This is a genomic window from Pseudoxanthomonas composti (assembly GCF_004122095.1).
Classification (GTDB): domain Bacteria; phylum Pseudomonadota; class Gammaproteobacteria; order Xanthomonadales; family Xanthomonadaceae; genus Pseudoxanthomonas_A; species Pseudoxanthomonas_A composti.
Window position 1 is genome coordinate 145,390 of sequence record NZ_SAWZ01000007.1, and the last position, 26,800, is coordinate 172,189.

The 26,800-nt window shown below is 70.1% G+C and carries 25 protein-coding genes; 10 read left to right on the forward strand and 15 right to left on the reverse strand.

The features are described 5' to 3' along the window. Nucleotides 1-98: 98 nt before the first annotated feature. Both EPA99_RS13865 and EPA99_RS13870 read right to left on the reverse strand, forming a co-directional pair. Entirely contained in the window at nt 99-470 is a 372-nt protein-coding gene (locus EPA99_RS13865; protein ID WP_129471879.1) for a hypothetical protein, read from the reverse strand. A 2-nt stretch (nt 471-472) separates the two neighbouring features. Further along, on the reverse strand, nt 473-1,432 hold the full coding sequence (locus EPA99_RS13870; RefSeq protein ID WP_129471826.1) for a hypothetical protein: 960 nt from the start codon (nt 1,430-1,432) through the stop codon (nt 473-475). A 172-nt stretch (nt 1,433-1,604) separates the two neighbouring features. Here EPA99_RS13870 and prmA point away from each other — a divergent pair, with 172 nt between their 5' ends. From prmA to fis, 3 genes are all read left to right on the forward strand, one after another. Further along, nucleotides 1,605-2,525, forward strand: a complete 921-nt coding sequence (prmA, locus tag EPA99_RS13875; RefSeq protein ID WP_129471827.1) for a 50S ribosomal protein L11 methyltransferase — start codon at nt 1,605-1,607, stop codon at nt 2,523-2,525. Nucleotides 2,526-2,561: 36 nt separating this feature from the next. Next, on the forward strand, nt 2,562-3,578 hold the full coding sequence (locus tag EPA99_RS13880) for a DUF3426 domain-containing protein (RefSeq protein ID WP_129471828.1): 1,017 nt from the start codon (nt 2,562-2,564) through the stop codon (nt 3,576-3,578). Nucleotides 3,579-3,700: 122 nt separating this feature from the next. Beyond that, nucleotides 3,701-3,973 carry a DNA-binding transcriptional regulator Fis gene (gene fis / locus EPA99_RS13885; protein ID WP_129471829.1) on the forward strand — a complete coding sequence of 91 codons (273 nt, stop codon included), beginning with the start codon at nt 3,701-3,703 and terminating at the stop codon, nt 3,971-3,973. 88 nt (nt 3,974-4,061) lie between these two features. On the opposite strand, the gene EPA99_RS13890 is transcribed toward fis, so the two are convergent. After that, the gene (locus tag EPA99_RS13890) at nt 4,062-4,625 is read right to left on the reverse strand and encodes a hypothetical protein (protein WP_129471830.1); all 564 of its coding nucleotides are present in this window, start codon (nt 4,623-4,625) and stop codon (nt 4,062-4,064) included. Nucleotides 4,626-4,801: 176 nt separating this feature from the next. Here EPA99_RS13890 and purH point away from each other — a divergent pair, with 176 nt between their 5' ends. Further along, nucleotides 4,802-6,388 (forward strand): bifunctional phosphoribosylaminoimidazolecarboxamide formyltransferase/IMP cyclohydrolase, encoded by a 1,587-nt coding sequence (purH, locus tag EPA99_RS13895; RefSeq protein WP_129471831.1) that lies wholly within the window; start codon nt 4,802-4,804, stop codon nt 6,386-6,388. A 138-nt stretch (nt 6,389-6,526) separates the two neighbouring features. Beyond that, nucleotides 6,527-7,813, forward strand: a complete 1,287-nt coding sequence (gene purD / locus EPA99_RS13900) for a phosphoribosylamine--glycine ligase (protein WP_129471832.1) — start codon at nt 6,527-6,529, stop codon at nt 7,811-7,813. Between the two features lie 192 nt (nt 7,814-8,005). Here purD and EPA99_RS13905 read toward each other — a convergent pair whose 3' ends face one another. The 6 genes from EPA99_RS13905 to EPA99_RS13930 all read right to left on the reverse strand — a co-directional run bounded on the left by EPA99_RS13905 (nt 8,006) and on the right by EPA99_RS13930 (nt 15,635). Beyond that, complete coding sequence (locus tag EPA99_RS13905; protein ID WP_129471833.1) at nt 8,006-8,695, reverse strand: response regulator transcription factor; 690 nt, start codon at nt 8,693-8,695, stop codon at nt 8,006-8,008. After that, on the reverse strand, nt 8,695-10,740 hold the full coding sequence (locus EPA99_RS13910) for a sensor histidine kinase (protein WP_129471834.1): 2,046 nt from the start codon (nt 10,738-10,740) through the stop codon (nt 8,695-8,697). The genes EPA99_RS13905 and EPA99_RS13910 overlap by 1 nt, the downstream gene beginning before the upstream one ends. Nucleotides 10,741-10,766: 26 nt before the next feature. Next, the gene (cysW, locus tag EPA99_RS13915; RefSeq protein WP_129471835.1) at nt 10,767-11,612 is read right to left on the reverse strand and encodes a sulfate ABC transporter permease subunit CysW; all 846 of its coding nucleotides are present in this window, start codon (nt 11,610-11,612) and stop codon (nt 10,767-10,769) included. A gap of 1 nt (nt 11,613) precedes the next feature. After that, the gene (gene cysT / locus EPA99_RS13920; RefSeq protein WP_129471880.1) at nt 11,614-12,480 is read right to left on the reverse strand and encodes a sulfate ABC transporter permease subunit CysT; all 867 of its coding nucleotides are present in this window, start codon (nt 12,478-12,480) and stop codon (nt 11,614-11,616) included. A 111-nt stretch (nt 12,481-12,591) separates the two neighbouring features. Then, nucleotides 12,592-13,707, reverse strand: a complete 1,116-nt coding sequence (locus EPA99_RS13925; protein WP_129471836.1) for a sulfate ABC transporter substrate-binding protein — start codon at nt 13,705-13,707, stop codon at nt 12,592-12,594. Further along, on the reverse strand, nt 13,704-15,635 hold the full coding sequence (locus tag EPA99_RS13930; RefSeq protein WP_129471837.1) for an ABC transporter ATP-binding protein: 1,932 nt from the start codon (nt 15,633-15,635) through the stop codon (nt 13,704-13,706). Before EPA99_RS13930 ends, EPA99_RS13925 begins: the two co-directional genes overlap by 4 nt. 197 nt (nt 15,636-15,832) lie before the next feature. Between EPA99_RS13930 and yccS the strand changes: the two genes are divergently transcribed. The 4 genes from yccS (at nt 15,833) to EPA99_RS13950 (ending at nt 21,238) form a co-directional block, all read left to right on the forward strand. After that, the gene (yccS, locus tag EPA99_RS13935) at nt 15,833-18,052 is read left to right on the forward strand and encodes a YccS family putative transporter (protein ID WP_129471838.1); all 2,220 of its coding nucleotides are present in this window, start codon (nt 15,833-15,835) and stop codon (nt 18,050-18,052) included. Between the two features lie 431 nt (nt 18,053-18,483). Next, nucleotides 18,484-20,373 carry an MFS transporter gene (locus EPA99_RS13940; protein WP_129471839.1) on the forward strand — a complete coding sequence of 630 codons (1,890 nt, stop codon included), beginning with the start codon at nt 18,484-18,486 and terminating at the stop codon, nt 20,371-20,373. An 83-nt stretch (nt 20,374-20,456) separates the two neighbouring features. Further along, the gene (locus tag EPA99_RS13945; RefSeq protein ID WP_129471840.1) at nt 20,457-20,825 is read left to right on the forward strand and encodes a CD225/dispanin family protein; all 369 of its coding nucleotides are present in this window, start codon (nt 20,457-20,459) and stop codon (nt 20,823-20,825) included. Next, the gene (locus EPA99_RS13950) at nt 20,825-21,238 is read left to right on the forward strand and encodes a DUF2752 domain-containing protein (RefSeq protein WP_129471841.1); all 414 of its coding nucleotides are present in this window, start codon (nt 20,825-20,827) and stop codon (nt 21,236-21,238) included. The genes EPA99_RS13945 and EPA99_RS13950 overlap by 1 nt, the downstream gene beginning before the upstream one ends. A 384-nt stretch (nt 21,239-21,622) precedes the next feature. Here the strand turns inward: EPA99_RS13950 and EPA99_RS13955 are convergent, their stop codons facing one another. From EPA99_RS13955 to EPA99_RS13980, 6 genes are all read right to left on the reverse strand, one after another. Further along, nucleotides 21,623-22,516 carry a hypothetical protein gene (locus EPA99_RS13955; RefSeq protein ID WP_129471842.1) on the reverse strand — a complete coding sequence of 298 codons (894 nt, stop codon included), beginning with the start codon at nt 22,514-22,516 and terminating at the stop codon, nt 21,623-21,625. An 82-nt stretch (nt 22,517-22,598) separates the two neighbouring features. Next, complete coding sequence (gene nudC, locus EPA99_RS13960) at nt 22,599-23,525, reverse strand: NAD(+) diphosphatase (RefSeq protein ID WP_425479208.1); 927 nt, start codon at nt 23,523-23,525, stop codon at nt 22,599-22,601. Between the two features lie 4 nt (nt 23,526-23,529). After that, complete coding sequence (gene erpA / locus EPA99_RS13965) at nt 23,530-23,916, reverse strand: iron-sulfur cluster insertion protein ErpA (protein WP_129471843.1); 387 nt, start codon at nt 23,914-23,916, stop codon at nt 23,530-23,532. A gap of 64 nt (nt 23,917-23,980) precedes the next feature. Further along, nucleotides 23,981-24,703: a DUF6776 family protein gene (locus EPA99_RS13970; RefSeq protein WP_241688395.1), complete on the reverse strand. Its 723-nt coding sequence runs from the start codon at nt 24,701-24,703 to the stop codon at nt 23,981-23,983. Nucleotides 24,704-24,751: 48 nt separating this feature from the next. Continuing rightward, nucleotides 24,752-25,198, reverse strand: a complete 447-nt coding sequence (locus EPA99_RS13975) for a bactofilin family protein (RefSeq protein WP_129471844.1) — start codon at nt 25,196-25,198, stop codon at nt 24,752-24,754. 106 nt (nt 25,199-25,304) lie between these two features. Beyond that, a complete protein-coding gene (locus tag EPA99_RS13980) occupies nt 25,305-26,027 on the reverse strand; it encodes a DUF6776 family protein (RefSeq protein ID WP_129471845.1) in 723 nt (240 codons plus the stop codon). 134 nt (nt 26,028-26,161) lie between these two features. Between EPA99_RS13980 and EPA99_RS13985 the strand changes: the two genes are divergently transcribed. Continuing rightward, nucleotides 26,162-26,776 carry a DUF4126 domain-containing protein gene (locus EPA99_RS13985; protein ID WP_129471846.1) on the forward strand — a complete coding sequence of 205 codons (615 nt, stop codon included), beginning with the start codon at nt 26,162-26,164 and terminating at the stop codon, nt 26,774-26,776. The last annotated feature ends 24 nt before the right edge of the window (nt 26,777-26,800 follow it).

The following is a 26,800-nucleotide window of genomic DNA, read 5'->3' on the forward strand; positions in this document are numbered from 1 at the left end:
AAAGCGTGCGGCCGGTGGGCTTTGCCATCCGCCTGAGGCGCGAGCCTAGTGGAGAGGGTCGACAGCTCCGCTCTTGCTCACTCCTCACTCCTCTTCACTCACTCCTGGCCCTCAGTCGCCCCCTGCTGCGTGCCCTGCACTGGTTCGGTGCCGAGGGTCGAGGCCGGGCTGACTACCATCACCGTCTCGGTGGAGCCGTCGGGCCAGACCACCTGGAAGGTGCTGCCGGGCTGCAGCGTGGAGAAGGGCATCCCGCTCTGGGCGCGGTGGATGGCCGCCATCTCCGAGGCGCTGGCGCGGCGCACGTCCGGATCGGACTTGACCGAAGTCAGCTGCACCTTGGGCAGGTCGCGGAAGCGGCCTTCCATGGTGTCGAGGATGACGATCCCGACCGCGCCGGCACCGTAGGCCACGAACAGCACGACCCAGAACCAGAAGCGGGCACCCCGCAGCATCCTTCGATAATTCACGCTCACGTGCCTTCTCCTTCGCTTCGTGCGCCCTGCACGAGGCTGTTGACCATGTTGTTGATCGTGTCGGCGCCCTGCCGAGGGACGGCGGCGTCCATCACGAATGTCGGGAAATCCTGGGTGCGGTCCTGCGAGCAGATGCCGCCGTTGGCGCAGTAGCTGGTCATCAGCGCGCTGTCCGGGCCACAGTCCAGGCCCAGGCGGCAGGCCGCCATCTGCCAGGCCAGCTCGGTGAACTGGCTGCCGGAGACCGCGCCGCGATAGGCATCCTGGCCGGTGGCCATGGCGCCCATCGCCGGGGACAGCGCCAGATAGGCTTCCGGGTCGCGCGACTCGCGCACGCGCTGGACCAGGTCGCGGCGATAGGCGGCCGAGGCCTGCAGCGGCTGGCCCATTGCCAGCAGGGCGGCCTCGGCGGCCAGGTTGCCGCCCTGCGCGGCGGCGCGCCGTTGCAGCAGGAGGGTGGCGGTCTGGGGCACCTGGCCTTGCCCGGCGAAACCGGCGCAGCGGGTGCCCACATGGGCCCGCGCGGCGGCCATCTGCGCCGAGGCGCCCTGGCCGAGGCTGGCGATCATGCGGGTGTCGGCCTCGTAGGCCTGCGGATCCTGGGCGAAGCCGGCGCAATAGTCGTCGATGCGGCTGGCCATCCAGGCCGATTGCACGTCGCCCTGCTCGGCCGAGGCCTGCAGGCGCTGGCGATAGTGGTAGAGGTCGTCGACGTGCTCGAAGGCATCGCGCAGGTCGTTGGGCAGCGCGGCACCGACCCGCTGACGGTCCTCGGGGCTCACTTCCCAGCGACGCACGGCTTCCATCCGCGCCTCCGCCAGCGCCGGCGCGGCCGACGGCGCGGCCGCCTGGCGAGGCACGGGTCGCTCATCGCCAGCCAGCCACGTCACCGCGCCTACCCCCACCAAGGTGGCGATCGCCAGCATCCAGGTCTTTCGGGTGACAGCTGAGGGCATCGCGCGCGGCGGCTCGGTGGGTGGCGGCACTTGGCACGCGTGACAGCTGACGCCACCGGCCGGCGCGCAGTCTACCGCAGCGGTCGGGCCCAAGCCTGTACAGGCGCGCTGGGGTCTTGCGGCCGCGATGGTCTAGCATGCGCGGCCATCCCAGACGATTCGTCCACCCGACATGCCCTACCTGGAACTGACCCTGCGCTGCTCCGAAGCCGCCCAGCCCCGCTACGAAAACGCGCTGGAGGATGTGGGCGCGCTGTCGGTGACGCTGCTGGATGCCGACGCGGACACCAGCAACGAGCAGGCGATCCTGGAGCCGGGCGTGGGCGAGACCCCGCTGTGGGAGGCGCTGGTGCTGACCGCACTGTTCCCGCACGACGCCGAGCCGCTGCTGCTGCTGGCGGCGGTGGAAGCCTTCGACCCGGAGCTGGACTGGAGCAGCGCCAGCTTCCGCACCGTCGAGGACCAGGACTGGGAACGCGCCTGGATCGACCAGTTCCAGCCGATGCAGTTCGGCCGCCGCACCTTCATCGTGCCGTGGAATCAGCAGGTTCCGGAGGCGGCGCAGACCGACGATGCCGCGGTCGTGCGCCTGGACCCGGGCCTGGCCTTCGGCTCGGGCACGCACCCGACCACCGCGCTCTGCCTGCGCTGGCTGGACGGACTGGCCGACGCCGGCATGCTGGGCGGAGCGCGCGTGCTCGATTTCGGTTGCGGCTCGGGCATCCTTGCGTTGGCCGCGCTCAAGCTCGGCGCAGCCCAGGCCATCGGCGTGGACAACGACCCGCAGGCGCTGACGGCCACGGCCGACAACGCCCAGCGCAATGCGGTCGATGGCCAGCTGCAGGTGTTCCTGCCGCAGGACGAGCCGGTCACCACGTATCCGGTGGTGGTGGCCAATATCCTGGCCACGGCGCTGGACGCACTGGCACCGACGCTGGCCAGCCGGGTTGCCCCGGGTGGATGCATTGCGCTATCGGGCATCCTCCACGGCCAGGAGCAGGAGCTGCTGCAGCGCTATGCCGAATGGTTCGAGGAATTGCGCGCCGAACAGGATGGCGACTGGATGCGCATCGATGGACGTCGCCGCGTCTGACCCTGCGCCCGACGCCCAGCATGGTTGAATAGCGCCATGTCCGCACCGTCGCGCTGCCCCCACTGTCATGCGCAACTGCAGCTGCTGCCCGACGGCGGCATGCCGCAGCTGTGCCCGTACTGCGGGGACGCACTGCCGGCCGATGTCGGGCCGAGCCTGGCGCGGCTGCTGCGCGCGGAGGCGGCGTCGGCGCAACCGGACACCGACGTACATCCGAACGCCGAGTCCGTCGCGGCCGCCGCACGACCGACTCAAGAACACGACCTTGCGGCCGATAACGGCGCGGACATCACTGTGCCCGAGGCGGCAAGGACAGCGGCACCTGTGATCGAACCGAAGACGACGCGCCAGGCGAGCACCGACACCGAAGCCCCGGACACGGCCGTGATCGAGCTGGCCGATGACGGCGCTTCATCGACGACCTCCGAGGCGGTCGATGTCTCTGAAGGAATGGAAGACCCAAGCCTGGCAGGTGCCGCCCACGCCGAGACGCGCGCGCCCGAGACCGGCGTCCACCGCAGCGGCGAGCGCGCCGATGGCAGTCCGGTGCCCAGCTTCCTCGACCATGGACATGAGACAACGCGCACCGGCGTGCCGATCTGGCAATGGGCCGCCGCGGCCTGCCTGATCGTCCTGCTCGGCCTGCAGCTGATCTACGTGCAACGCGATGCGCTGGCCGCACAGGCGCAATGGCGGCCGTGGGTGAGCCGCCTGTGCAGTCTGACTGGATGCACCGTGGCGCCCTGGCGCGAGCTGGCGGCCTTCCGCATGCTCGGCCGCGATGTGCGCGCCGTGGCCGGACGTGACGGCGTGCTGCAGGTGCAGGCGACCTTCCGCAACGATGCGGTCTGGCCGCAGCCCTTGCCGAACCTGCGCGTGAGCCTGTCCGATGCCGATGGCCGCGTGCTCGGCGCGCGCGTGCTGCGCCCGGCCGACTACCTGTCCAGCGGCGATCCCAACGCATTGGTCGCCCCCGGCCAGAGCGTGCAGGCCACCGCCCTGCTGGGCGAGCCTGAGGCGCCCAGCGTGGCGTTTGCCTTCGAGTTCCGCTGACCGCCCTCACCCGCCTGGCGGATGCAGGCCGGCAGCGCACGCGCTAGACTCCCCTCCCCGTCAGCCCCGCGCCCGCGCGCTGGCGGCCTACGGAACTCCGTCTCGATTCCCAGGGGAACACGTTGAACGCCGCCAGCACCCGCCAGGACAGCAGTCGTGGCACGCCCAAGTCGCCGCTTCGCGAACACGTCGCCAACGCCGTGCGCCGCTACCTGCGCGACCTCAACGGTTGCGATGCGGACGATGTGTACGAGATCGTGCTGCGCGAGATGGAAATCCCGCTGTTCGTGGAAGTGCTGAACCACTGCGAAGGCAACCAGAGCCGCGCCGCGGCGCTGCTGGGCATCCACCGCGCTACCCTGCGCAAGAAGCTCAAGGACTACGGGCTGACCTGAAGGCCCCGCTGGCGGCGCATCGTTGCGATGCGCGCGCGATCCACCTCACTGGCGACATCGCCAGCCGCTGCACGACACATGCGGCGATTCACACCGCCAGCTGCACCGCCTGCCAGAGCGCGAACATCAGCACGGCAAGCTGCACGGTGGCCGTGCCCATCTGCACGCGCAGCCAGCGGCGCAGCATCGGCCAGCGCGAGGCCATGGTCGGCGGCGCCGGGGGACGCGCGGTCACGCCCAGCTGGCTGAGCATGGCATCGACGGTTTCGGCGGCCTCGTCCGGCTCGGGGTCCTGCAGCAGCGCGCCGGCAAGATCGGCGCTGAACTGCACGCGCAGCGCCGCATAGAGCTGCACCACGCCCAGGCCGGCGCACAGCAGCAGCGGCCAGGCCACGGGCGAGGCCATCGTCGTGCCGCCGGACACCAGCGGCATCAGCAGTGCCCCCGTGGCCAGCAGCAGCACCAGGCTGCTCATGGTGCGCACCGGGATCGACAGGTGCAGCCAGGCCAGCATGACCCCTGGCGCAGGCAGGCTGGAGGCATTGGGCGCGGTGGCCGCGTCGATGGCCTGGGCCGCAAGCCGCTCGGCGGCCGCGTCGCGTTCATCGCCGACGGGTGTGGACGATCTCAGGCGCGGTTTGGCTTGGTGCATGTGATGTTCCCCCTGTTGGGCCCCTCGCACGCCGTGCGCGAGAGGCTCAGCAGGATGGTAACGACCGCAACGACGGCCGCTTGAGGTGGCTGTCGCATTCCGCACCCGTGGATCCGGCCGGCGCCAAGGTCGCGGGCTTTACACTATGCGGCCCGTTTGACCATCCCACGATCCCCATGTCCGCTGATTTCCTGCCCGTGCGCCGGGCGCTGCTGTCCGTTTCCGACAAGACCGGCCTGATCGACCTGGCCAAGGCCCTGGCCGCCCGCAACGTCGAACTGCTGTCCACCGGCGGCACCGCCAAGGCGATCCGCGAGGCCGGCCTGCCGGTGAAGGACGTGGCCGAGCTCACCGGTTTTCCGGAAATGATGGACGGCCGCGTCAAGACCTTGCACCCGCTGGTGCATGGCGGCTTGCTGGGCCGTGCGGGGATCGATGATGCGGTGATGGCCGAGCATGGCATTGCCGCGATCGACCTGCTGGTGCTGAACCTGTATCCGTTCGAGGCGGTCACCGCCAAGGCCGACTGCACGCTGGCCGAGGCGGTGGAGAACATCGACATCGGCGGCCCGGCGATGCTGCGCAGCGCGGCCAAGAACTTCGCGCGCGTGGCCGTGGCCACCTCGCCGGACCAGTACGCCGGGCTGCTGGCCGAACTGGACGCCAACGAGGGCCAGCTCTCGGCCGCCAAGCGCTTCGCGCTGTCGGTGGCCGCCTTCAACCGCGTGGCGCAATACGACGCGGCGATCAGCAACTACCTCTCGGCAGTGACCGACACCAGCGGCGAGGTCCCGGTGCGCAGCGCCTTCGCCGGCCAGGCCAATGGCAGCTTCGTCAAGGTGATGGACCTGCGCTATGGCGAGAACCCGCACCAGCAGGCCGCGTTCTACCGCGACCTGTATCCGGCGCCGGGCTCGCTGGCCACCTTCGAGCAGCTGCAGGGCAAGGAGCTGAGCTACAACAACATCGCCGACTCGGACGCGGCCTGGGAGTGCGTCCGCCAGTTCGAAGCGCCGGCCTGCGTCATCGTCAAGCACGCCAACCCGTGTGGCGTGGCGGTCGCCGCCAACGTCGGCGATGCCTACGAGCAGGCCTACGTCACCGACCCGACCAGCGCCTTCGGCGGCATCCTGGCCTTCAATCGCACCCTGGATGCGGCCACCGCCAAGACCATCCTGGACCGGCAGTTCGTCGAGGTGCTGATCGCCCCGGACTACGAGCCGGCCGCGCTGGAGTACGCCACCAGGAAGGCCAACGTGCGCGTGCTGCGCATTCCGCTGGCGCCGGCCTCCAAGGGTTTCATCGACACCAAGCGCATCGGTTCGGGGATGCTGATGCAGACCGCCGATGACCGCGTGGTCACGCGCGAGGAACTGAAGGTGGTGACCAAGATTGCGCCGACCGACGCGCAGTTCTCCGACCTGCTGTTCGCGTGGAAGGTGGCCAAGTTCGTCAAGTCCAACGCGATCGTCTATGCCAAGGACAGCCGTACCATCGGTGTCGGCGCCGGGCAGATGAGCCGTGTGTACTCGGCGCGCATCGCCGGCATCAAGGCCAGCGATGCCGGGCTGGTGGTGCCCGGCTCGGTGATGGCCTCCGATGCGTTCTTCCCGTTCCGCGACGGCCTGGATGCGGCGGCAGAGGCCGGCATCAGCGCGGTGATCCAGCCGGGCGGTTCGATGCGCGATGCCGAGGTGATCGCCGCGGCCGACGAGCACGGCATTGCGATGGTGTTTACCGGCGTGCGGCATTTCCGGCATTGATACCGGCTGGCGCCGGCATCAATCCCAAAGTTCGCTTCGCAAACTTCGGGCCCCGGCCTTGCGCTTCCACACCCCCATTCGCGCCGTTGGCGCGAATCGCCCCCTGACTCAGGGGGCTCCACCTTCGGAGAGATCGCGATGAAAGTTCTGGTCATCGGCGCAGGCGGCCGCGAACATGCCCTGGCCTGGAAGCTGGCCCAATCCCCGCGCGTGAGCGAGGTGCTGGTCGCGCCAGGCAATGCCGGTACGGCCACGGAAAGCGGCTGCCGCAACGTGGCGGTCAAGGTCACCGACATCGATGGTTTGCTTAAGCTGGCCCAGGACGAAGGCGTGGCCCTGACCGTGGTCGGGCCGGAGGTGCCGCTGGTGGCCGGTGTGGTCGATGCCTTCCGCGCCGCCGGCCTGCGCATCTTCGGGCCGACCGCCGCGGCGGCGCAGCTGGAAGGCAGCAAGGCCTTCGCCAAGGAGTTCCTCAAGCGCCACGGCATCCCGACCGCGTTCTACGAAGTGCACACCGAGGTCGATGCCGCGCTGGCCTACGTGCGCGAGAAAGGCGCGCCGATCGTGATCAAGGCCGACGGCCTGGCTGCGGGCAAGGGCGTGATCGTGGCGATGACGCTGGAGGAAGCCGAAGCGGCCGTGCGCGACATGCTCTCGGGCAATGCCTTCGGCGATGCCGGCGCGCGCGTGGTGATCGAGGAGTTCCTCGACGGCGAGGAGGCCAGCTTCATCTCCATGGTCGATGGCCGTACCGCGCTGCCGATGGCCACCAGCCAGGATCACAAGCGCGTGGGCGATGGCGACACTGGCCCCAATACCGGCGGCATGGGCGCGTACTCGCCGGCGCCGGTGGTGACGCAGGAAGTCCATGACCGTGTGATGCGCGAGGTGGTCAACCCGACCGTGCAGGGCATGATCGACGATGGCGTTCCGTTCACCGGCTTCCTCTATGCCGGGCTGATGATCGATGCCAGCGGCGCGCCGAAGGTGATCGAGTTCAACGTGCGTTTCGGCGATCCGGAGACCCAGCCGGTGATGCTGCGCCTGCAGTCGGACCTGGTGGAGCTTGTGGAAGCGGCCATCGACGGCAAGCTGGACACTGCGCAGGCGCAGTGGGACCCGCGCCCCAGCCTGGGCGTGGTGATCGCCGCCAGGCCATACCCGGAAACGCCGGTCACCGGCGAGGTCATCCGCGGGCTGGACGCGGTGCCTGAGACCGCCAAGGTCTTCCATGCCGGCACGGCGTTGAACGCGGCCGGCGAGGTGGTCAGCGCCGGCGGCCGCGTGCTGTGCGTGGCCGCGCTGGGCGAGCGCGTGTCCGATGCGCAGGCCAATGCCTATGCCGGCGTGGCCAGGATCAGCTGGGACAACGCCTTCCACCGCAGCGACATCGGCTGGCGGGCGATTGCGCGCGAGCAGGGCTGAGGCGCTAACCCTGCCTCGGGGCAGCTCAAGCATGCTGTCTTCGCTGCAACCGGGCCGAGTGCACATCGCCCTGTGGGAGCGGCTTTAGCCGCGAAGGGCTCTACGGGTAAAGCCCCTTCGCGACTGAAGTCGCTCCCACAGGATGCTTTCGAGGTCCGCAGCGATACCGCGTGACTGGGCTGAGACGCGACCTCAGCCGGCGCGTTCGTTGGCCAATGCGTAGCCGGCGTTGGGCACGTGTTCGATCCAGTCGGTGCCGCCGCCGATGCGCGCCAGCTTGTGGCGCAGGCGGTGCACCAGCTGCTTGAGTGCATCGCGGTCGGCGCTGTCGCGGTCGGACCAGACGAAGCCGATGATGCGTTCGGGATCGACCGGGCGTCCGCGATGGTTCATCAGCAGGCGCAGCAAGCGCAGCTCCAGGGTGGACAGCCGCGCGACCTGGCCGCTGCCGATGCGCATCTCGCTGCGCTCGGCATCCACGGTGAGCGTGCCGCTGCTGAGCAAGGGCACCTCCCCTTCGCCATCGCTGCCCCGACGCAGCAGCGCGCGTACCCGCGCCAGCAGGGCGCGCGGGCTGAAGGGCTTGCGCAGGTAGTCGTCCGCGCCCAGGTCCAGGCCGCGCACCTCATCCTCCTCCGAGGCGCGCACGGTCAGCATCATCACCGGCACTTCGCTGTGGTGGCGCAAGGCTTCGAGCACGGAGAACCCATCGCGCCGCGGCAGGTTGACGTCCAGCACCACCAGCTCCGGGGCGTGCTTCTCGAACTGGGTCAGCGCGTGCTCGCCGTCGAAGGCGGTGACCACCTCGTAGCCGGCGCCACTGAGCGCGAACTGCAGCAGTCCGACCAGTTCGACATCGTCATCGACGATCAGGATGCGCATCAGGCCGGCTCCAGCGGCAGCACCACGCCGAAGCGCGCGCCGCGACGGTGCCGCGGCTCGGCCAGCACCACCTCACCGCCATGCTGCTCCACCAGCGCGCGCACGATGGCCAGGCCCAGGCCGGTGCCGCGCTGGGACGGCTCCTGGTCGGGCGAGCGGCGGAACGGGGCAAACAGATCGGCGCGGTGCCGCAGCGGCGGCAGGCCCTGGCCTTCGTCCTCGACCCACAGCGACACGGTTTCCTCGCCCCAGACCAGTTCGATCCAGATGGTGCTCTGGTCCGGCGCGAATTTGTTGGCGTTGGCAAGCAAATTGATGGCCACCTGCGAAAGCCGCTGGGCATCGCCGATCAGGCGCCGCTCGCTGTGCGGCAGGGACGCCATCACATGCTGGTCGCGCTGATCGGTCAAGGGGCGCATCAGGTCCACCGCATCGCGCACCAGCGCCGGCAGGTCCACCACCTCGCGGCGCAGGCGCATTTCGCCGCTTTCCAGGCGCACGCTGTCCAGCAGGTTGTCCACCAGCTGCGACAGCCGCAGGGCGCCGCGGTACTGCGAATCCACCAGTTTGATCGAGGTCGCATCGCCGCCGGCGTGCACGTGCTCGCGCAGCATCTCCACCGAGGCGATCTGCGCGGCCAGCGGCGTCTGGAACTCATGGGACAGGTTGGCCAGGATCGAGTCGCGCATCGCACGTGCAGCCTCGGCGCTGGTCTCCTCGCGCACGATGGCCACCTGGCGTCCGCCCGGCGGCGCGCTGGAGCGGATCACCAGATTGCGCAGGCGCCCGCGCAGCAAGTAGCGGCCCGAAGCCTGCGCCAGGCCGTGTCGGCGCGCATCGCCCACCGGGTCGGCGGCCTGGCCGGGGCGGTGTTCGTTCGGCTCGGGGGTGAGCACCGATTCGTAGGGCTGGCCGATGACATCGGCCTCGTCGCGACCGACCAGGGCCAGGAACTGGCGGTTGGCGTACTGGATGCGGCGGTCGGCATCGACGGCAATGATGCCGTCCTCCACGCCATCGAGGATGGCATCCAGCTCCTGGCGGTGGGCGCGTTCGCGCTCGGTGGCCGCGCGCAGCTGCAGGCGCATCGAATCCAGGCTGCGGGCCAGGGCCACCGGCTCGACCAGGTCGGTCTCGGGCACCACCACCGGGCTTTCCAGGTCGCCCACGCCCAGGCGTTCGGCCGCCCGCGCCACCTGCCCGAACGGTCGGGCGATGCGCCGCGCCAGCCAGAACGCCACGCTGGCCGCGATGATGGCCAGCACCAGGCTGCCGATGGCGAAAGCGGTCAGCCAGCGCACGCCGTCGCGTGCCACCGCCTCGCGCGACAGGCTGACCATCAGCAGCGCTTCGATATCGCCCTGAGGGCCGCGAATGGGGTCCAGCCGCGCCACGTCGCCGCGGCTGTCCGGCGGCAGGGTTTCGCCGATGCCGGTGCTTTTCACGTGCTGGTAGGACGCCAGCAGCGCGCGCGCATCGTCGGTGTCGGCCGCCGTCGAGGCAAAGCCCTCGCCCAGCAGGCTGACGCGATCGCCGCGACTGCCATGGCCGGCCAGCTCCTGTGGCCCCAGGCGCCTGGCGGCGACCACCCGGCTCTGTTCCATGCGGGCGATCGGCTGGACCTGCACCAGCCAGTACACGCCCTTGCCGTCCACCACCAGGCCGCTGCGATCGGTCTGCGGCGGTGCCTGCCCGACCTGGGCGAACACCCCGTCCTCGCGCATGGCCAGCAGGTAGTCCACCCGCCCGGTCTGGCGGAAGGTCTCCAGGAAGTCGGCCGCCGCGCGCGCCTGTCCGCGCTGCAGGTAGTTGCGCAGCGTCGGGCGCTCTGACAGCAGCACGGCGACCACGGCGATGTCGCGACGGAAATCCTCCAGGCGGGCCAGCGCATCGGCGCCGGCCTGGGTCACCTGCGCCTGGGCGCGCTCGCGCAGCACCGAGCGCAGCGTGCCGGCGCCGGTGGCCAGCAGCAGCGCGCACAGCAGCACGGCCAGGCTGACGTGGCTCAGGACCAGCAGGCGGGAGAGTTTGCGTGTGCGGGGCATGCGGGGGTTCCTGGGCCGTGGTTCTTCTATTTGCGCGGACGACGGCGGTCCTGCACGTGTTCGATCCCGGTCTTGGCCAGCAGCGTCACCAGCCCCAGCAGGGCCAGCAGCGAGGACACGGCGAAGGCCGCGGTGAAGTCGTACTCGTTGTACAGGACCTCCACGTGCAGCGGCATGGTATTGGTCAGCCCGCGGATGTGGCCGGACACCACCGACACCGCGCCGAACTCGCCCATCGCCCGCGCATTGCACAGCAGCACGCCGTACAGCAGGCTCCAGCGGATCGAGGGCAGGGTCACGTGCCAGAACGTGGCCCAGCCACCGGCGCCCAGGGTGAAGGCGGCCAGCTCCGGGTCGGTGTTCTGCTCCTGCATGAAGGCGATCAGCTCGCGCGCCACGAACGGAAAGGTCACGAACAGCGTGGCCAGCACGATGCCCGGCACGGCGAACACCACCTTCCAGCCGGTCGTGGCCAGCAGCGGCGCGAACCAGCCCTGGGTGCCGAACAACAGCACCAGCAGCAGGCCAGCCACCACCGGCGAGACCGAGAACGGCAGGTCGATCAGCGTCACCAGCAGCGACTTGCCGCGAAAGGTGAAGCGCGACAGCGCCCAGCCGGCGACCACGCCGAACACCACGTTCAGCGGGACGGCGATGGCCGCCACGATCAAGGTCAGGCGGATCGCCGCGCGCGCATCCTCGCTGGTGAGGGCGGCCACGAAGGTGTCCCAGCCACCGGCCAGGGCCTGGCGGAACACCAGCACCAGCGGCAGGCCCAGGAACACCAGCAGGAACAGCACCACCAGCCCGATCAGGCTGCGACGCAGCCACGGCGGGTCGTTGAGCGCGGGCGTGTCGTCGTAGCCGCCCATGTCAGTGCGCGCCCCCGGGGCGATGGCCGCTCCAACGCTGGGCCAGGTTGATCAGCAGCAGCATCACGAAGGAGATCACCAGCATCGCCACGGCCAGCACCGTGGCCCCGGCGTAGTCGTACTGCTCCAGGTGCACCACGATCAGCAGTGGCGCGATCTCCGACACCATGGGGATGTTGCCGGCGATGAAGATCACCGAACCGTACTCGCCGATCGCGCGCGAGAAGGACAGGGTGAAGCCGGTCAGCGCGGCCGGCAGCAGCTGGCGGATCACCACCCAGCGCACCACCTGGGCGCGGCTGGCGCCGAGCGTGGCGGCGGCCTCTTCCAGGGCCGGATCCAAGTCCTGCAGCGCCGGCTGCACCGTGCGCACCACGAAGGGCAGGCCGACGAACACCAGCGCCACCAGAATCCCGACCGGCTTGAACGCCACATCCAGGCCCAGCGCGGCCAGCGGCGCGCCCAGCCAGCCGCTGGGCGCGTACAGCGTGGCCAGCGCGATACCGGCCACGGCGGTGGGCAGGGCGAACGGCAGGTCGATCATCGCATCGAGGATGCGCCTGCCCGGGAATCGATAACGCACCATCACCCACGCGGTCAGGGTGCCGAACACCAGGTTGATCAGCGCCGCGCCCAGCGACAGCCCGAAGCTGAGCTTGTAGGCGGCCAGCGCGCGCTCGCTGCTGGCGATGCGCCACACGTCTTCCCAGGAGAGGCCGGCGACCTTGACCAGGGCCGCGGCGATGGGCAGCACCACGATCAGGCTCAACCAGGTGATGGTGAGCCCAAGGGTGAGCCGGAAGCCGGGATGCACACGATGGGCGCGCGGGGCGCCGGCGCTGGCTGCGGCGAGGTCGGTGGCGGCGATGCTGTTCAAGGTGTCCGTTTCAGGCAATGGCGCGTGTGCAGGCACGGGATGCCGGTTGTCCCGTCATTTCCGCACAGGCGGGAATGACGTAGTCGACAGCTCCGAGGGCACTCATTGCGCGCGCTGGGCGAAGATCTTGTCGAACTGGCCACCCTCGGCGAAATGCTCGGCCTGGGCCTGTTTCCAGCCGCCGAACAGCTCGTCGACCGTGAATAGCTCCAGCTTGGGAAACTCACTCTCGTGCTTGGCCAGGATTTCGGCGTTGCGCGGGCGGAAGTGATGCTTGGCTGCCAGTTCCTGGCCCTCGGGCGTGTAGAGGTACTCCAGGTACTCCCGCGCCAGCGCCTGCGTGCCGTGCTGCTTGGCGACCTTGTCCACCACCGCCACGGTCGGCTCGGCCAGCACGCTGGTGGTCGGGCGCACGATCTCGTACTTGTCGCTGCCGAACTCCTGCAGCACCAGCAGTGCCTCGTTCTCCCAGGCCAGCAGCACATCGCCGATGCCGCGCTGGACGAAGGTGGTGGTGGCACCACGCGCACCGGTATCCAGCACCGGCACCGACTTGAACAGCTTGGTCATGTAGGCCTGCGCATCGGCCTGGCTGCCGCCCCGCTTGAGCACCGAGCCCCAGGCGGCCAGGTAGTTCCAGCGCGCGCCACCGGAGGTCTTCGGGTTCGGGGTGACCACCGCCACGCCATCGCGGCCCAGGTCGGTCCAGTCATGGATGTTCTTGGGGTTGCCACGGCGCACCACGAACACCACGGTGGAGGTGTAAGGCGCGCTGTTGTCCGGCAGCTTGGACTGCCAGCCGGCATCGATCAGGCCATGCTCGACCAGCGCATCCACGTCCGAGGCCAGCGCCAGGGTCACCACATCCGCTTCCAGCCCGTCGATCACCGAACGCGCCTGCTTACCCGAGCCGCCGTGGGACATGCGCACCGTCGGCGCGCTGCCGTGCTCGGCTTGGTAGTGTCCGGCGAAAGCCTTGTTGAAGTCGGCGTAGAACTCGCGCGTGGGGTCGTAGCTGACGTTGAGCAGGGTGGTCTTGCCGGCGGCCGCGGCATCGGACTTGCCGGCCTCTCCCGAGGCGGGCTTGCCGCCGCCGCAGGCGGCCAACAGGGCGGTCAGGCCGGCGCCCAGCGCGATGGCGCTAAGGCGACGCCACGGGCGAGGCGTGAGCAGGGCCTGCGCAGGGGCCGGCGCGCGGCGGATCTTCAAAGCGGTCATGGGGCATTCCTGTCGGCAAGGGCCGCTGCGGCGGCAGGTGGCGGGGCGGCGCGCCCATGCAGGGCGCTGCTGGTGGGCGCAAGGCCCAGGTCGGCTTCGTCCGGCTGCACGATCAGCCAGGTCCAGCGCCCGGCCAGGGCCTTGAGCCAGGTCTGCTGGCGCGGCCCCAGCCCCGCGCGCGGACCGAGGTCCAGCACGGTCAGCGCGGCGGTGGCATCCAGGTGCGGACGCACCTGCGCATCGGGGTCGACCGGCACCGGGGTGGCGGCGCCGACGGTGGTGAAAGGAATGCGGCGCAGGGTCAGCGCATCGCGCCAGCGCTGCGGCGGCTGGTGCGGCTGCAGCGGCAGGCGACCGTCCAGGTCGCGCACCTCCGCGCGCGCGCCCAGTTCCTCGGCGATCTCGGCCGGCAGCTCCAGGTCGGGCTGGCCGCTGGCGAAGGCGCGCAGCAGCATCGACCAATGCCCGCCTTCCTGCAGGGGATCGCCCTCGCTGCCGGCCAGCAGCACGTGGCGCAGGTCGCGTTCGGCCAGCAGCTCCAGCAGGCGCGGGTCCTGGCCCAGGCTGCCGGGGAACACCACCAGGTCGTAGCGCTCCCCGTCCAGGTGCGCGCGCACGGCCTGCCACAGGTCCAGGTCCATGGACTGGTTGTCCACCAGTTTCAGGTCGCCGGCGAAGGACTGGCGGAACTGCTCCAGCGGCTGCCGCAGCTGGCCATCGCGCACCGCGCCGCCCAGCAGGGTGATCAAGGCATGGCTGCGCTCGCCCCAGCGCAGCAGCGAGGTGGTCAGCGCGCGGCCTTCTCGGTCGCCCTCGGCCAGCACCAGCACCCGCAGGTTGGGCTGGGACACCGCGTGCAGCGCGCGCGCGGACACCGAGACGCGGTCGCCCGGCTGCAGCGGCAGCAGGCGCGCTTCCTCGATCGAGCGCAGCGCTTCGAGGTGATAGCGGCGCCCGCCCACCTCCGGCTGCTGGGCGTGGATGGCGTCCAGCTCCAGGTAGACGCGCTCGCTGGCGCCCAGGTACTCGGCGCGCTTGACCAGCGCCTCGCGCACGAAATGCCCGGGGGCCGATTCCGGATCGCGGTCCGGCTCGTCCAGCCAGATTTCCTCCGGGCGCAGCAACACCTTGACCCGCTGCGGGATGGCATTGGCCGCGGCCGGGTCGCCTTCCAGGCGCACCCGCACGCCTGCCGGGGTCAGCTCGCCCGGCAACAGGTTGGCGCGGCCGACGAAGCTGGCCACGAACTCGGTCTGCGGGGCGCGGTACAGCTGCTGCGGCCGGCCCTGCTCCAGCAGGCGGCCGCGGTGCAGCACCATGATGCGGTCGGCCACGGAGAAGGCTTCCTCCTGGTCGTGGGTCACGAACACCGCGGTGGTGCCGATGCGCTTGAGCACCTCGCGCAGGCCCTGGCGCAGGTCCTGCCGGATGCGCGCGTCCAGCGCGCCGAAGGGCTCGTCCAGCAGCAGCAGGCGCGGCTGGTGTGCCAGCGCGCGCGCCAGGGCGGTGCGCTGACGCTGACCGCCGGAGAGCTGGCCCGGATACTTGCGGGCACTGCCGCCCAGGCCGACCAGCTCCAGCAGCTCGTCGCGGCGGCGCTGGCGGGTGGCGCGGTCGACCTTGCGCACGCGCAGGGCGAACTCGACGTTGTCGGCCACCGTCAGATGCTCGAACAGCGCGTAGTTCTGGAACACGAACCCCAGGTCGCGGGCCCGCGGCGGCAGCGCGGTGACGTCCTGCTCGTCCACCCGCACCCGTCCGCTCTCGGCACCGGCCAGCCCGGCGATGACCCGCAGGATCGTGCTCTTGCCGCTCCCGGACGGACCCAGCAGGGCGACCAGCTCGCCATCGTCCACCCGGAAACTCACGTCGTGGACCACCGCGCGGCCGCCGTAGCGCTTGGTCAGGTGGGACACCTCGAGGGACATCGAACGATCCGCAATGGCACGGGGCTGCCCACTGTCGTGGGCGGTGGTGACATCGTCAGTTCCGGGCCGGTTATGGCGCGGTTACGGCACCCCAGGCCTTGCCATCGCCATTGCGCATGGCCGCCATGCGCCAGACCCGCCTTCACGCCCTTCCGCGGCGGCCCCGATAATGGCCGCCTCTGGAAGATCCCGCACACATGGCCCGCTTCGATTCCCGCCTGAACCAGCTCTGGGCACACGAGAAGGCCAGCTATGGCCTGCGGGTGTTCATCGCCCTGGCCGTGGCGATGGGCGTGTGCTGGCAGCAGGGCCAGCTGCTGGCATTGCCGCCGCTGTTCCTGGGCACGATCGCCGCGGCCATCGCCGAGACCGACGACAACTGGCTGGGCCGGACCAAGGCCGTGCTGCTGTCGATGCTGTGCTTCTGCATCGCCGCGGTGGTGGTGCAGTGGCTGTTCCCCTATCCGGCGGTGTTCGTGCCGGTGATGGCGGTGGCCACCTTCTCCATCTGGCTGATCGGCGCCCTGGGCGAGCGCTATGCCTCCATCGCCATGGCCACCGTGTCCCTGGCCATCTACGCGATGCTGGGGCTGGACCATCACCCGGCCGACAGCGCCGAGCCGTCCTGGCATGCCACCGCCCTGCTGCTGGTGGGCGCGGGCTGGTACAGCCTGCTTTCGATCCTATGGACGGCGCTGTTCGCCAATCGCCCGGTGCGCGAGCGCCTGGCGCGCCTGTTCCTCGAGCTCGGCCTGTTCCTGAAGTACAAGGCCGACCTGTTCGAGCCCGTCCGCCAGATCGACGAGCATCCGCGCCGGCTCAAGCTGGCCCAGCAGAACGCGCGGGTGGTGGAGGCGCTCAATGCGGCCAAGGCGGCGATCCTCTCGCGCTTTGGCCGCTCCGGCCGCCCCGGCGTGCAGTCGGGCCTGTACTTCCGGCTGTACTACATGGCGCAGGACTTCCATGAGCGCGCCAGCTCCTCGCACTACCCCTATCACGAGCTGACCGACGCCTTCTTCCACAGCGACGTGCTGTACCGCTGCCAGCGCCTGCTGGCCCTGCAGGGCAAGGCCTGCGCGGCGCTGGGCGAAGCCATCCGCCTGCGCACGCCCTTCCAGTACGGCGAGCAAAGCCGGCAGGCCACGGCCGACCTGCGCGAGTCGTTGGCGTTCCTGCGCGCGCAGGACAACCCGGGCTGGAACCGCCTGCTGGGTTCGCTGGAGCTGCTGGGCGTGAACCTGCAATCGATCGAGCGGCGCCTGTCCGAGGCGGCCGAGTCGGACAGCACCCTGGACAACATCGACACCCGCCTGCGCGACTCCTCGCCGCACTCGCTGCGCGAAATGGCCGTGCGCATCGGCCAGCAGTTCAGTCTGAAATCGGTGCTGTTCCGCCATGGCCTGCGCATGGCCATCGCCCTGGTGGTCGGCTACGCGGTGATGGTCTCGCTGCATGCCGACCATGGCTACTGGATCCTGCTGACCATCGCCTTCACCTGCCGACCCAACTACGGCGCCACCCGGCTGCGGCTGGCACAGCGCATCGCTGGCACGCTGGTGGGCGTGGGTTTCACCTGGGCGTTCATGCAGCTGTTCCCGGCCACCGAACTGCAGCTGCTGCTGGCCTTCGCCGCGGCGCTGCTGTTCTTCGTCACCCGCACCGACCGCTACATGATCGCCACCGCGGCGATCACGGTGATGGCGCTGCTGTGCTTCAACCTGCTCGGCGACGGCTTCCTGCTGCTGTGGCCGCGCCTGCTCGACACGCTGATCGGCTGCGCCATCGCCGCGGCGGCCGCCTTTCTGATCCTGCCCGAATGGCAGGGCCGTCGCCTGCACCTGGTGATGGCCAACGTGCTCGATGCCTGCGCGCGCTACCTGGATGAGGTGCTGGCGCACTACCGCGAAAGCGGGCGCGACGATCTGGGCTACCGCGTGGCCCGCCGCGACATGCACAACGCCGATGCCGCCCTGTCGGCCGCGCTGTCCAACATGGTGCGTGAGCCAGGCTACAAGCGCCGCAACCTGGACGCCGGTTTCCGCTTCCTGGCCCTGTCCAACACCTTGCTCAGCTACCTGTCCGCGCTGGGCGCGCACCGCGCGCAACTGTCCGAGCATGCCGACGACGCGCTCATCGCCGCGGCCGGGCAGCGCCTGCGCCAGGGCCTGCAGGCCATCACCCAGGCGCTGAACGCCCGGACCGCCGCGGCCGGCACGGCCGCCGAGGACGACGCGCTGGCCGATGTACTGGAACAGATGCCCGCGGACATCGACGAGAAGCGCCGCCTGCTGCGCACGCAGCTGTCCCTGGCCCTGCGTCTGCTGCCGCGCCTGCGTGCGGCCGCCGATGCGGTTACCACCGGCACCGGCGCCGAGCCCGATGCGCGCGGGGATCGCGCTGCGCCATCGGTCGGCTAGGCATCGCGATCTCCCCGGCAGCGGCTCCCGGTGGCCTCGGGCCATCCGCCGCGATGCAGTCCCGGGGGAAAGCCTCTTCGCTGATGAATCGGCTCCAACACATGGAGACTGCGCTGCCCGATGGCAGCAGCGGTACTGAGCACCATGCAGCCTCGTGGGAGCGGCTTCAGCCGCGAAGAAGCCTTCCCGGTAACGCCCCTTCGCCGATGAATCGGCTCCCACACAGAAAGCTGCGCTCTGCGATGGCAGCAGCGGTACTGAGCACCATGCATCCTCGTGGGAGCGGCTTCAGCCGCGCAGCAGCTTTACCGGTAATGCCCTTCGCCGATGAATCGGCTCCCACACAAGCGCAGGCGCCCGCCGAGGCCACCGCCCTTGCGTGCCATCGAGGCCAGCCCTAGGCTGCGCGCAGCTTTCGCACGGAACCGCGCATGTCCTCGGGCCACAACCAGTTCGCGCTGCTCGGGCAGCGCCGCTTCCTGCCATTCTTCGCGGTCCAGTGCTTCGGCGCGCTCAACGACAACGTCTACCGCCAGGCCATCATCGGCCTGTTGTTCTGGATGGGCATCGACCCGGCCCAGCGCACGCTCTACACCAACCTGGCCCCGGCGCTGTTCATCCTGCCCTACTTCCTGTTTTCGGCCATCGCCGGGCAGATCGCCGAGAAGCTGGAAAAACAGCGGCTGATCGTGATCACCACGACGATGGAAATCGCGATCATGTCGCTGGCGGCGGTGGGCTTCCTGACCCAGAACATGCTCGTGCTGCTCATCGCGCTGTTCTGCACCGGCCTGCAGTCCACGCTGTTCGGCCCGGTGAAGTATTCGATCCTGCCTTCGGTGCTCAAGCCCGAGGAGCTCACCGGCGGCAATGGGCTGGTGGAGATGGGGACCTCGCTGTCGATCCTGGTTGGCATGATCTTCGGCGGGCTGATCTTCCAGCTGGCCGGCACGCACGGGCCGGTCACCGCGGCCACGGCGGTGATCGCCCTGGCGGTCATCGGCAACCTGGTCTCACGGCTGATCCCGCGCGTGGATGCCGGCGCACCGGAGCTGCCGATCAACTGGAACCCCCTGCCCGAGTCGCTGGCGATCATGCGCCTGGCGCGCAAGCAGCTGGCGGTGCGCAACGCCATCCTGGGCGTGTCCTGGTTCTGGTTCGTCGGCACTGTGCTGACCGCGCAGCTGCCGACCTACGCCGAGGTCAACCTGGGCGGGCAGCCCTCGCTGTACATCTTCGCGCTGGCGCTGTTCTCCATCGGCACCGGGACCGGCTCGCTGCTGTGCGAAAAATTGTCCGGACGCACGGTGGAGATCGGCCTGGTGCCGCTGGGCGCCTTCGGCATCAGCGCCTTCATGCTGGACCTGTACTTCGCCCGCCCCGGCGCGGCGCCGCAGACCGGGCTGGCCGTGGCGCAGTTCCTGCAGGCGCCCGGCAGCTGGCGCATCTGCATCGACCTGGTCGGCATCGGCATGTTCACCGGCTTCTTCGTGGTGCCGCTGTTCGCGCTGATCCAGAGCCGCACGCCGCGCAGTGAACTCTCCCGCGTCATCGCCGGCGTCAACATCCAGAACTCGTTGTTCATCGTGGTGGCCGCGGTGCTGGGCATCGCCGTGCAGCGCTTCCTGGGCTGGACCATTCCGCAGGTGTTCCTGGCCCTGACCATCGCCAACGCGCTGGTGGCGATCTGGATCTTCAGCATCGTCCCCGAGTTCCTGATGCGCTTCATGAGCTGGGTGATGGTGCGCGCGCTGTACCGGCTGCGCCTGCATGGCGTGGAGCAGCACATCCCCGAGGAAGGCCCGGCGCTGATCGTGTGCAACCACGTCAGCTACATGGATGCGCTGATCCTCTCGGCCGCCATCCCGCGGCCAGTGCGCTTTGTCATGTACTACAAGATCTTCAACATCCCGGTGATGCGCTGGATCTTCCGCAACGCCAAGGCGATCCCGATCGCCGGTGCGCGCGAGGACCCCGAGCTGATGCGCAAGGCCTTCGAGGAGATCGACGCGGCGCTGGCCAACGGCGATGTGGTGGGCATCTTCCCGGAAGGCGCCCTGACCAAGGATGGGCAGATCGCCGCCTTCAAGTCCGGCGTGGAGAAGATCCTGGAGCGCCGCCCGGTGCCGGTGGTGCCCATGGCGCTGCGGGGCATGTGGTCGAGCATGTGGTCGCACCGCGATTCGCGCCTGCGCCGCATGCGCATGCCGCGGCGTTTCCGGGCGCACATCGAGGTCGCGGCCGGTGCGCCCCTGCCGGCGGACAGCAGCGCGCAAGCGCTGGAAGCGGCGGTCCGCGGCCTGCGCGGGGATGCGGCCTGAAGCGGGCCGACTGCACAGCGGACACCACAATCCACTAGACTCGCCCGCGACATGACGTCACCACCACCCATGGGGAGTTCCACATGAGCACCATCCCACCGCCGCCCGGCGCCACGCCGCCGCCCTACACCCCGCCGTCGGCGCCGATCGCCCCCGGTAGCGTGCCCAACCACCTGGCCTGGTCGATCATCTCCACGGTCATCGGCTTCTGCCTGTGCTGCCCGGCGCTCATCACCGGCATCGTCGCTATCGTCTTCTCCAGCAAGGTCAACTCGCTGCTGGGCCAGGGCGACTTCGATGGCGCCAAGCGCGCCTCGGCCCAGGCCAAGACCTGGTGCATCGTCACCACGGCACTGGCCGGCCTCGGCCTGATCATCAACATCATCATGTTCGCCACCGGCGGCATGGCCTCCTATATGGAAACCATGCAGCAGTTCCAGAACATGCAGTAATGCAGCAACTCCGCAGCCACCATTGGCTGCTGGCCGGCGCGGCGGCCACCGCCGCCGTCGCTGGCGCCTGCCTGCTCTACCGTTTCGATCCCAACGCCGCCGACAGCCCGTTCCCCGGCTGCATCTTCAAGGCCCTGACCGGGCTGAACTGCCCCGGCTGCGGCATGACCCGCGCCGCGCACGCGCTGGTGCATTTGGATCTGGCCACGGCCTTTTCGATGAACCCGGGGATGATGACCGTGCTGGCGCTCGCCCCCGGCCTGCTGGCCTGGAAGCTGGGCTGGCGCGCACGCTGGTTCGCGCCGGTGGTCCAGGTGATGAGCGCGCCGAAGTTCTGGCTGATCGCCCTGCCCGCCTACTGGATCGCCCGCAACCTGCCCTGGGTGCCGTTCACCTGGTTGGCGCCGGGCTGAGGGTTAGCCCTGGCCGGGCGTTCGCTAACTGCGAGGCAGTGCAACACTTCCTCGGTCGCAGCTGCATCGTCGCCCTCCATGGCGAAGCCTTCTCGGCTCCGGAAAGCCCGGCCCGGCCATCCATGGCCGGGCGTTCGCTGACGCGCGCGGCAGTGCCGCCGGCTCGGTTCCTTCATCGCTGCCATCCCTGGCGCGGCCTTGGCGGCTCCGGAAAGCCCGGCCCGGCCATCCATGGCCGGGCGTTCGCTAACTGCGAGGCAGTGCAACACTTCCTCGGTCGCAACTGCATCGTCGCCCTCCATGGCGAAGCCTTCTCGGCTCCGGAAAGCCCGGCCCGGCCATCCATGGCCGGGCGTTCGCTAACTGCGAGGCAGTGCCTCGCAGTTAGCTCACCCACCCCGCGATGACGAACAGGGCCAGGACCGCCAGCCACAGCAGCAGGATGCGCCAGACCAGGCTCATGGCATCGCGTAGCTCGGGCAGCTCACTGATCGCCGGCACCAGGCCCTCGTCGGTGTAGTCCTCGGCTTCGGCTTCCAGCTCGCTGCGCACGCTGGCCCGGGCGGCAGCATCCAGGAACGTCGCCTGCAGCCCGTGTCCCTGGCTGCCGGTGCCGCGCCAGGCGCCGACCACGGCATCGAAGTTGCCCACCAGCGCCAGGGTCCAGCCCATCAGCATGGCCACCGGCCAGTCCAGCACGGCGCACCACCAGGCTGCGCCGGCACGATGTCCGCCCGGCATCGATGCGCCTTCCACCCCGTGCGCGGACACGGCCAGCAGCCGATACAGCAGGGCGCCGGCAGGGCCCAGCAGCAGGAACCAGAACATCACCCCGAACCAGCGCTGCAGCGCGCTGCGGAACACCGCGCCCACCAGCGCGGGACCATCACTAAGCGGCACGCTGGCCTCGGGCCACAGCCGCGCCACGGCCGCTTGCCGGGTGGCGGTGTCATCGGCCTCCAGGACCGCCTCGACATCCACATCCAGATCGCGCGGGCCCCAGGCATACACCAGCACCGCGATGGCGAAAAGCGCCCCTGGCACGCCCAGCAGCCAGCCGCGAAGCAGCCAGGCCAGCAGCGCCACCAACAGCACCGGCACCGCGACCGCCAACAGCACCCCGTGCCGCCCGCGCCAGAAGGCGCTGCGACCGGCCTGCACATCCAGCCCCCGCAGCCAGCGCGCATACCAGCCAAAGCGCCGCAGGCGTTCCAGCGGCGCATGCGCCAGATGTCCCAGCACCAGCGCGGTGACCACGGCCAACAGGGTGAGCGACATGTGCGGACCTCCGGCGGCCAATTCTAACTGCGCGCCCTACCCGCGCGTCCTACCCGCAAACGGCATGGCGTCGCCGGGCCGATCAGGCGGTCATGCGCTGGTACCAGTGCTCGATCAGGGCACGGGCAATGGAAATGGACGGGGACAGGCGCAGGCCGCCGTGCTCGCGCTGTGGGCTGCGCGCGGCGGCGATCTCATCGACCGTGAACCAGCGCGCGTCTTCCAGTTCGCCATCCACTTTGGGCGTGTCCGGCTCGGCCTCGGCCTCGAATCCCAGCATCAAGGCGCCCGGAAACGGCCAGGGCTGGCCGCCCAGGTAGCGGCAGCTGCGCACCCGCACCTGGGTTTCCTCGTGGACCTCGCGCACCACCGTCTGTTCGAGCGACTCGCCCGGTTCGACAAAGCCGGCGATCACCGAATAGCGCCCTTCCGGCCAGCTGGCCTGGCGCCCCAGCAGCAGGCGCTGCCCGTCGGTGACGGCCACGATGACCGCCGGGTCCACGCGCGGATAGTGCTCGGTGCCGCACTGGCTGCAGCTGGCGACATAGCCGGCGCGGCGGAACGCCACGCGCCCGCCGCAGCGCCCGCAATGCTGGGTGCGCGTGCGCCAGTGCTGCATCGCCCGCGCATGCGCGAAAGCGGCAGACTCGTTCTCGTGCCAGGTCGCCGCGGCCTGGCGCAGGTCCACGCGCTGCGGCGCGCTCACCTGCACCGCGTCGGCCTCGACGGAAAACCAGGCCTGGCCATCGCGCACGCCCAGCAGCAAGGCATTGGCCAGCGCGGAGGCGCCCACATCGCGGCCGGTGAAGCCAGGCCGCTGGCCATTCCGGTCGGCCAGGGCCATGCCCTCGGCGTCCAGCACCAGCAGTTGCGCATCAGGCCACAGCCGCGCCAACGCCTGGGCATCGTCGCGCAGCGCATCGGCGCGATCCAGCGGCGCGCTGGCAAAGGCGTAGCCGGACAGGGCCGGCGGCATCACCTCCGGCAGCCCGCCGGGGCGCGCCGGCATCGGCTCAGACACTGAAGCTGCTGCCGCAGCCGCAGGTGGTCTTGGCATTGGGGTTGCGGATGACGAACTGCGCCCCGGTCAGGCTCTCGGTGTAGTCCACCTCGGCGCCCATCAGGTATTGCAGGCTCAGCGGATCCACCAGCAGGGTGACCTCGTCGGTCTGCACCGCCAGGTCATCCTCGGCGCGGTTCTCGTCGAACTCGAACCCGTACTGGAACCCCGAGCAGCCACCGCCCTCGATGTACACGCGCAAGGCCAACTCGGCGTTGCCTTCCTCGGCGATCAGCTCGCGCACCTTGGCCGCGGCCGCATGCGTGAAGTTGAGCGGGCGGTCCAGCGACTGGTAGTCCGGCGCCGGGGCGGCGGTAGGCAGGGAGACGAACGTGCTCATGCGTGCAGGATGGGGCCAGAAGCGGGGCGGTTCAAGCCAGAGACGGAGATGCAGCTTCCCAGCATCAGGCCCCTCCCGTCCCGCCCGGCGCGGCCGCCTCGGTCCAGGTGAAACCACGCTCGACGCCGGTGCCGCCCGCGGCGTCCAGGCGCGCCACCACCCGCACCGGCTGGAAGCCCTGCGGCAGGAACAGATCCCCTTCCACCTGCTGGAAGTACTTGAACGAATACGCCACGCCCTCGGCCCCGGCCTGCTGGCGCAGCGCGCTCCAGTCCAGGGTCTCCAGCTTGCCGTTGCGCGTGCCCTCCACGCTCAGGCGCAGGCTGCCGCGGCTGACCGCGCCGCGGTTCACGTTCTGGGTCAGGGTGGCGGTGAAGTGCCAGGCATTGCCGGCCTGCGGCTGCAGCCGCAGCTCGTGCACGGTCAGTCCATGGCGCTGCGCCGTGGCGCCGACGAATCGCTCGTAGAACGCCACATCCGTGCGCAGCCCGGCGATTTCCTCATCGCGCTCGGCCAGTCCGTTCTGCAGGTCCTGGTTGGCCTCGCGCGAGATCTGGTCCGAGCGCGACAGCGTGGCCACGCGCTGCTCCAGTTCCGCCAGCCGCGCCTGCTGGGCCCGCCACTGCGCGGGGCTGGGAATGTCCGCGGCCCGCACCTGCACGATGGTCCACACGCCCCAGGCGCCGAAGCCCAGGGCAAGCAGCATCAGCAAGGCCACCGCGTAGGCGACCAGCCGCGCCCGCGGGGACACCGGCTGCAGCTGTGGGGAAGACGTCGGCTTGGACATGGCCGGAGCTTACGCCCGGCCATTTGAGACGGCTCTGAACGCCCGGTCTCAGGCGTTGGCCACCATCGCCACCGGTTCAGCCACAGCCGGTTCGGCCGCCGGTCCGGTCTCGGCCACCGCCGCCGGCTGGGCGTCGGCATGCACCAGGCGCCCGGTCAGCACCGCGCCGGCGCTCATTTCCACCACGCGATAGTGGATGTTGCCCACCACCCGGGCCTGCGCGGCCAGCTCCACCCGCTCGGCGGCATGCACATCGCCCCGCAGCTGGCCGTTGATGATCACCACCGGCGCTTCGACCTCGCCCTCGATGCAGCCCTGCTCGGCCAGGGTCAGCACCGCCGGTTGGCCCGGCTCGGCCACCACGCGGCCGCGGATGCGCCCTTCCACGTACAGCCCACCGCTGAACATCAGATCGCCCTGCAGCACGACCTGCGGACCGATCAGCGTGTCAATGGCCTGGCCTTCTCGGTAGGTGGCGGGCTTCTTCTTCAACATGGGAACTCTCCGGGGAAACAAAATTAGGGAAATGGCCCGAACCTGCCGGCGCACCGGAGCTGTGCGCGCACCCCCGGGCAGCTGCGGAAGCCGGTGCGTAGGCGCCTCAGGTGCCGGCGACCTTCCAGTCCAGGTCGCGCTCGATGGCGACATCCTGGCCACGCAAGGACACCTTGACACGCTGCGGCGTGAAGCCGGCGGGCAGCATCACGCGCCCTTCCAGCTGCTGAAAATAGCGGAACGAATACGTCTGCGCCGGCGCCGCGGCCTGCCCATGCAGGGCGTTCCAGTCCAGCGTGGTCAGCTTGCCGTCGCGCAGGCCTTCCACCGCCAGGCGCATCTGCCCTTCGCTGATGGCGCCGCGGTTGAGGGTCTGGGTGAGGACGATCTGGTAGTCCCAGCCGGCCGGGCCCTGGTCGACGAACTGCGAGGAGAACACGGTCAGCCCCTTGCGCTGGTCGGTCGGCCCGACCAGGCGCTCGTAAAAGTCCACATCCGCGCGCAGGTCGGCGATTTCCTGGTCGCGCTCGGCCAGGGTGCTCTGCAGGTCGCGATTGGCCTCGCGGCTGATGCTGTCCGACCGCGTCAGCGTCGCCTGCCGCTGGGTCAGCGTGCGGATCTGGCGCTGCGCCTCGTTCAGGGCCCGGCGGCTGCTCAGCGCCTGCAGGCCCGACGATCCGGCACCGGGCCCGGCAACGCTCACGGCGATCACCGCCACCACCGCCAACGAGGCCAGCCAGGCCCCGCCCCACAACAGGCGCCGGCGCCAGCGCGAGGCGGCGGGCGTGGCAGGCACGATGCGATAGCGGGAGGGCGTCTTGGCAGGCATGATCCGATCAGGGATTCGACGGCCACAGGCGCCACCACGGCGGGCGTCGGCGCGCGGCCTATACTCGACTCTACTGGAGGGGACGTCCCCATTTGCCGTCCCCACGGCCACCGCAGTGTAGGGGAATCCGCGCCATGACCGAAGCCCACCTCTTTGTTATTGGGATCCTGTTGGCATGGATGGCCGGCATCCGCGTCTACCTGACCGTGTTCGGGGTGGGCGTGGCCGGCGCGCTGGGCTGGCTGGACCTGCCCCCGGCCCTGGCCGTCACCACCTCGCCCTGGGTGCTGGGCACCTCGGCCGCGCTGGCCCTGGCCGAAGGCCTGGCCGACAAGATCCCCGGGGTGGATTCGCTGTGGGACCTGGTGCAAACCCTGGCGCGCGTGCCCGCAGGCGCGTTCCTGGCCGCGGCCACGCTTTCGCCCGATGGCGAACTGGGCGCCGGGGCGCTGGCCGCTGGCGCCGGTGTGGCGCTGACCAGCCATGTGCTCAAGGCCGGCTCGCGCGCACTCATCAATACCTCGCCCGAGCCGGTCAGCAACATCGCCGCCTCGGCGACCGAAGACGCCCTGACCCTGGGCGGCCTGGCGCTGGCCTTCTCGCACCCGGTGCTGGCGCTGGTCCTGGTGGTGGGTGTGAGCCTGCTCGGCGCAATCGCCATCTGGCTGGTCTGGCGCAGCGTGCTCCGCGGCATGCGGCGACTGATGCGCCCAGGTGCCACTGCCTCGCAGGCCAGCGGCGGCCGCTAATGCACGCAGCACGCAGCCCCCTTA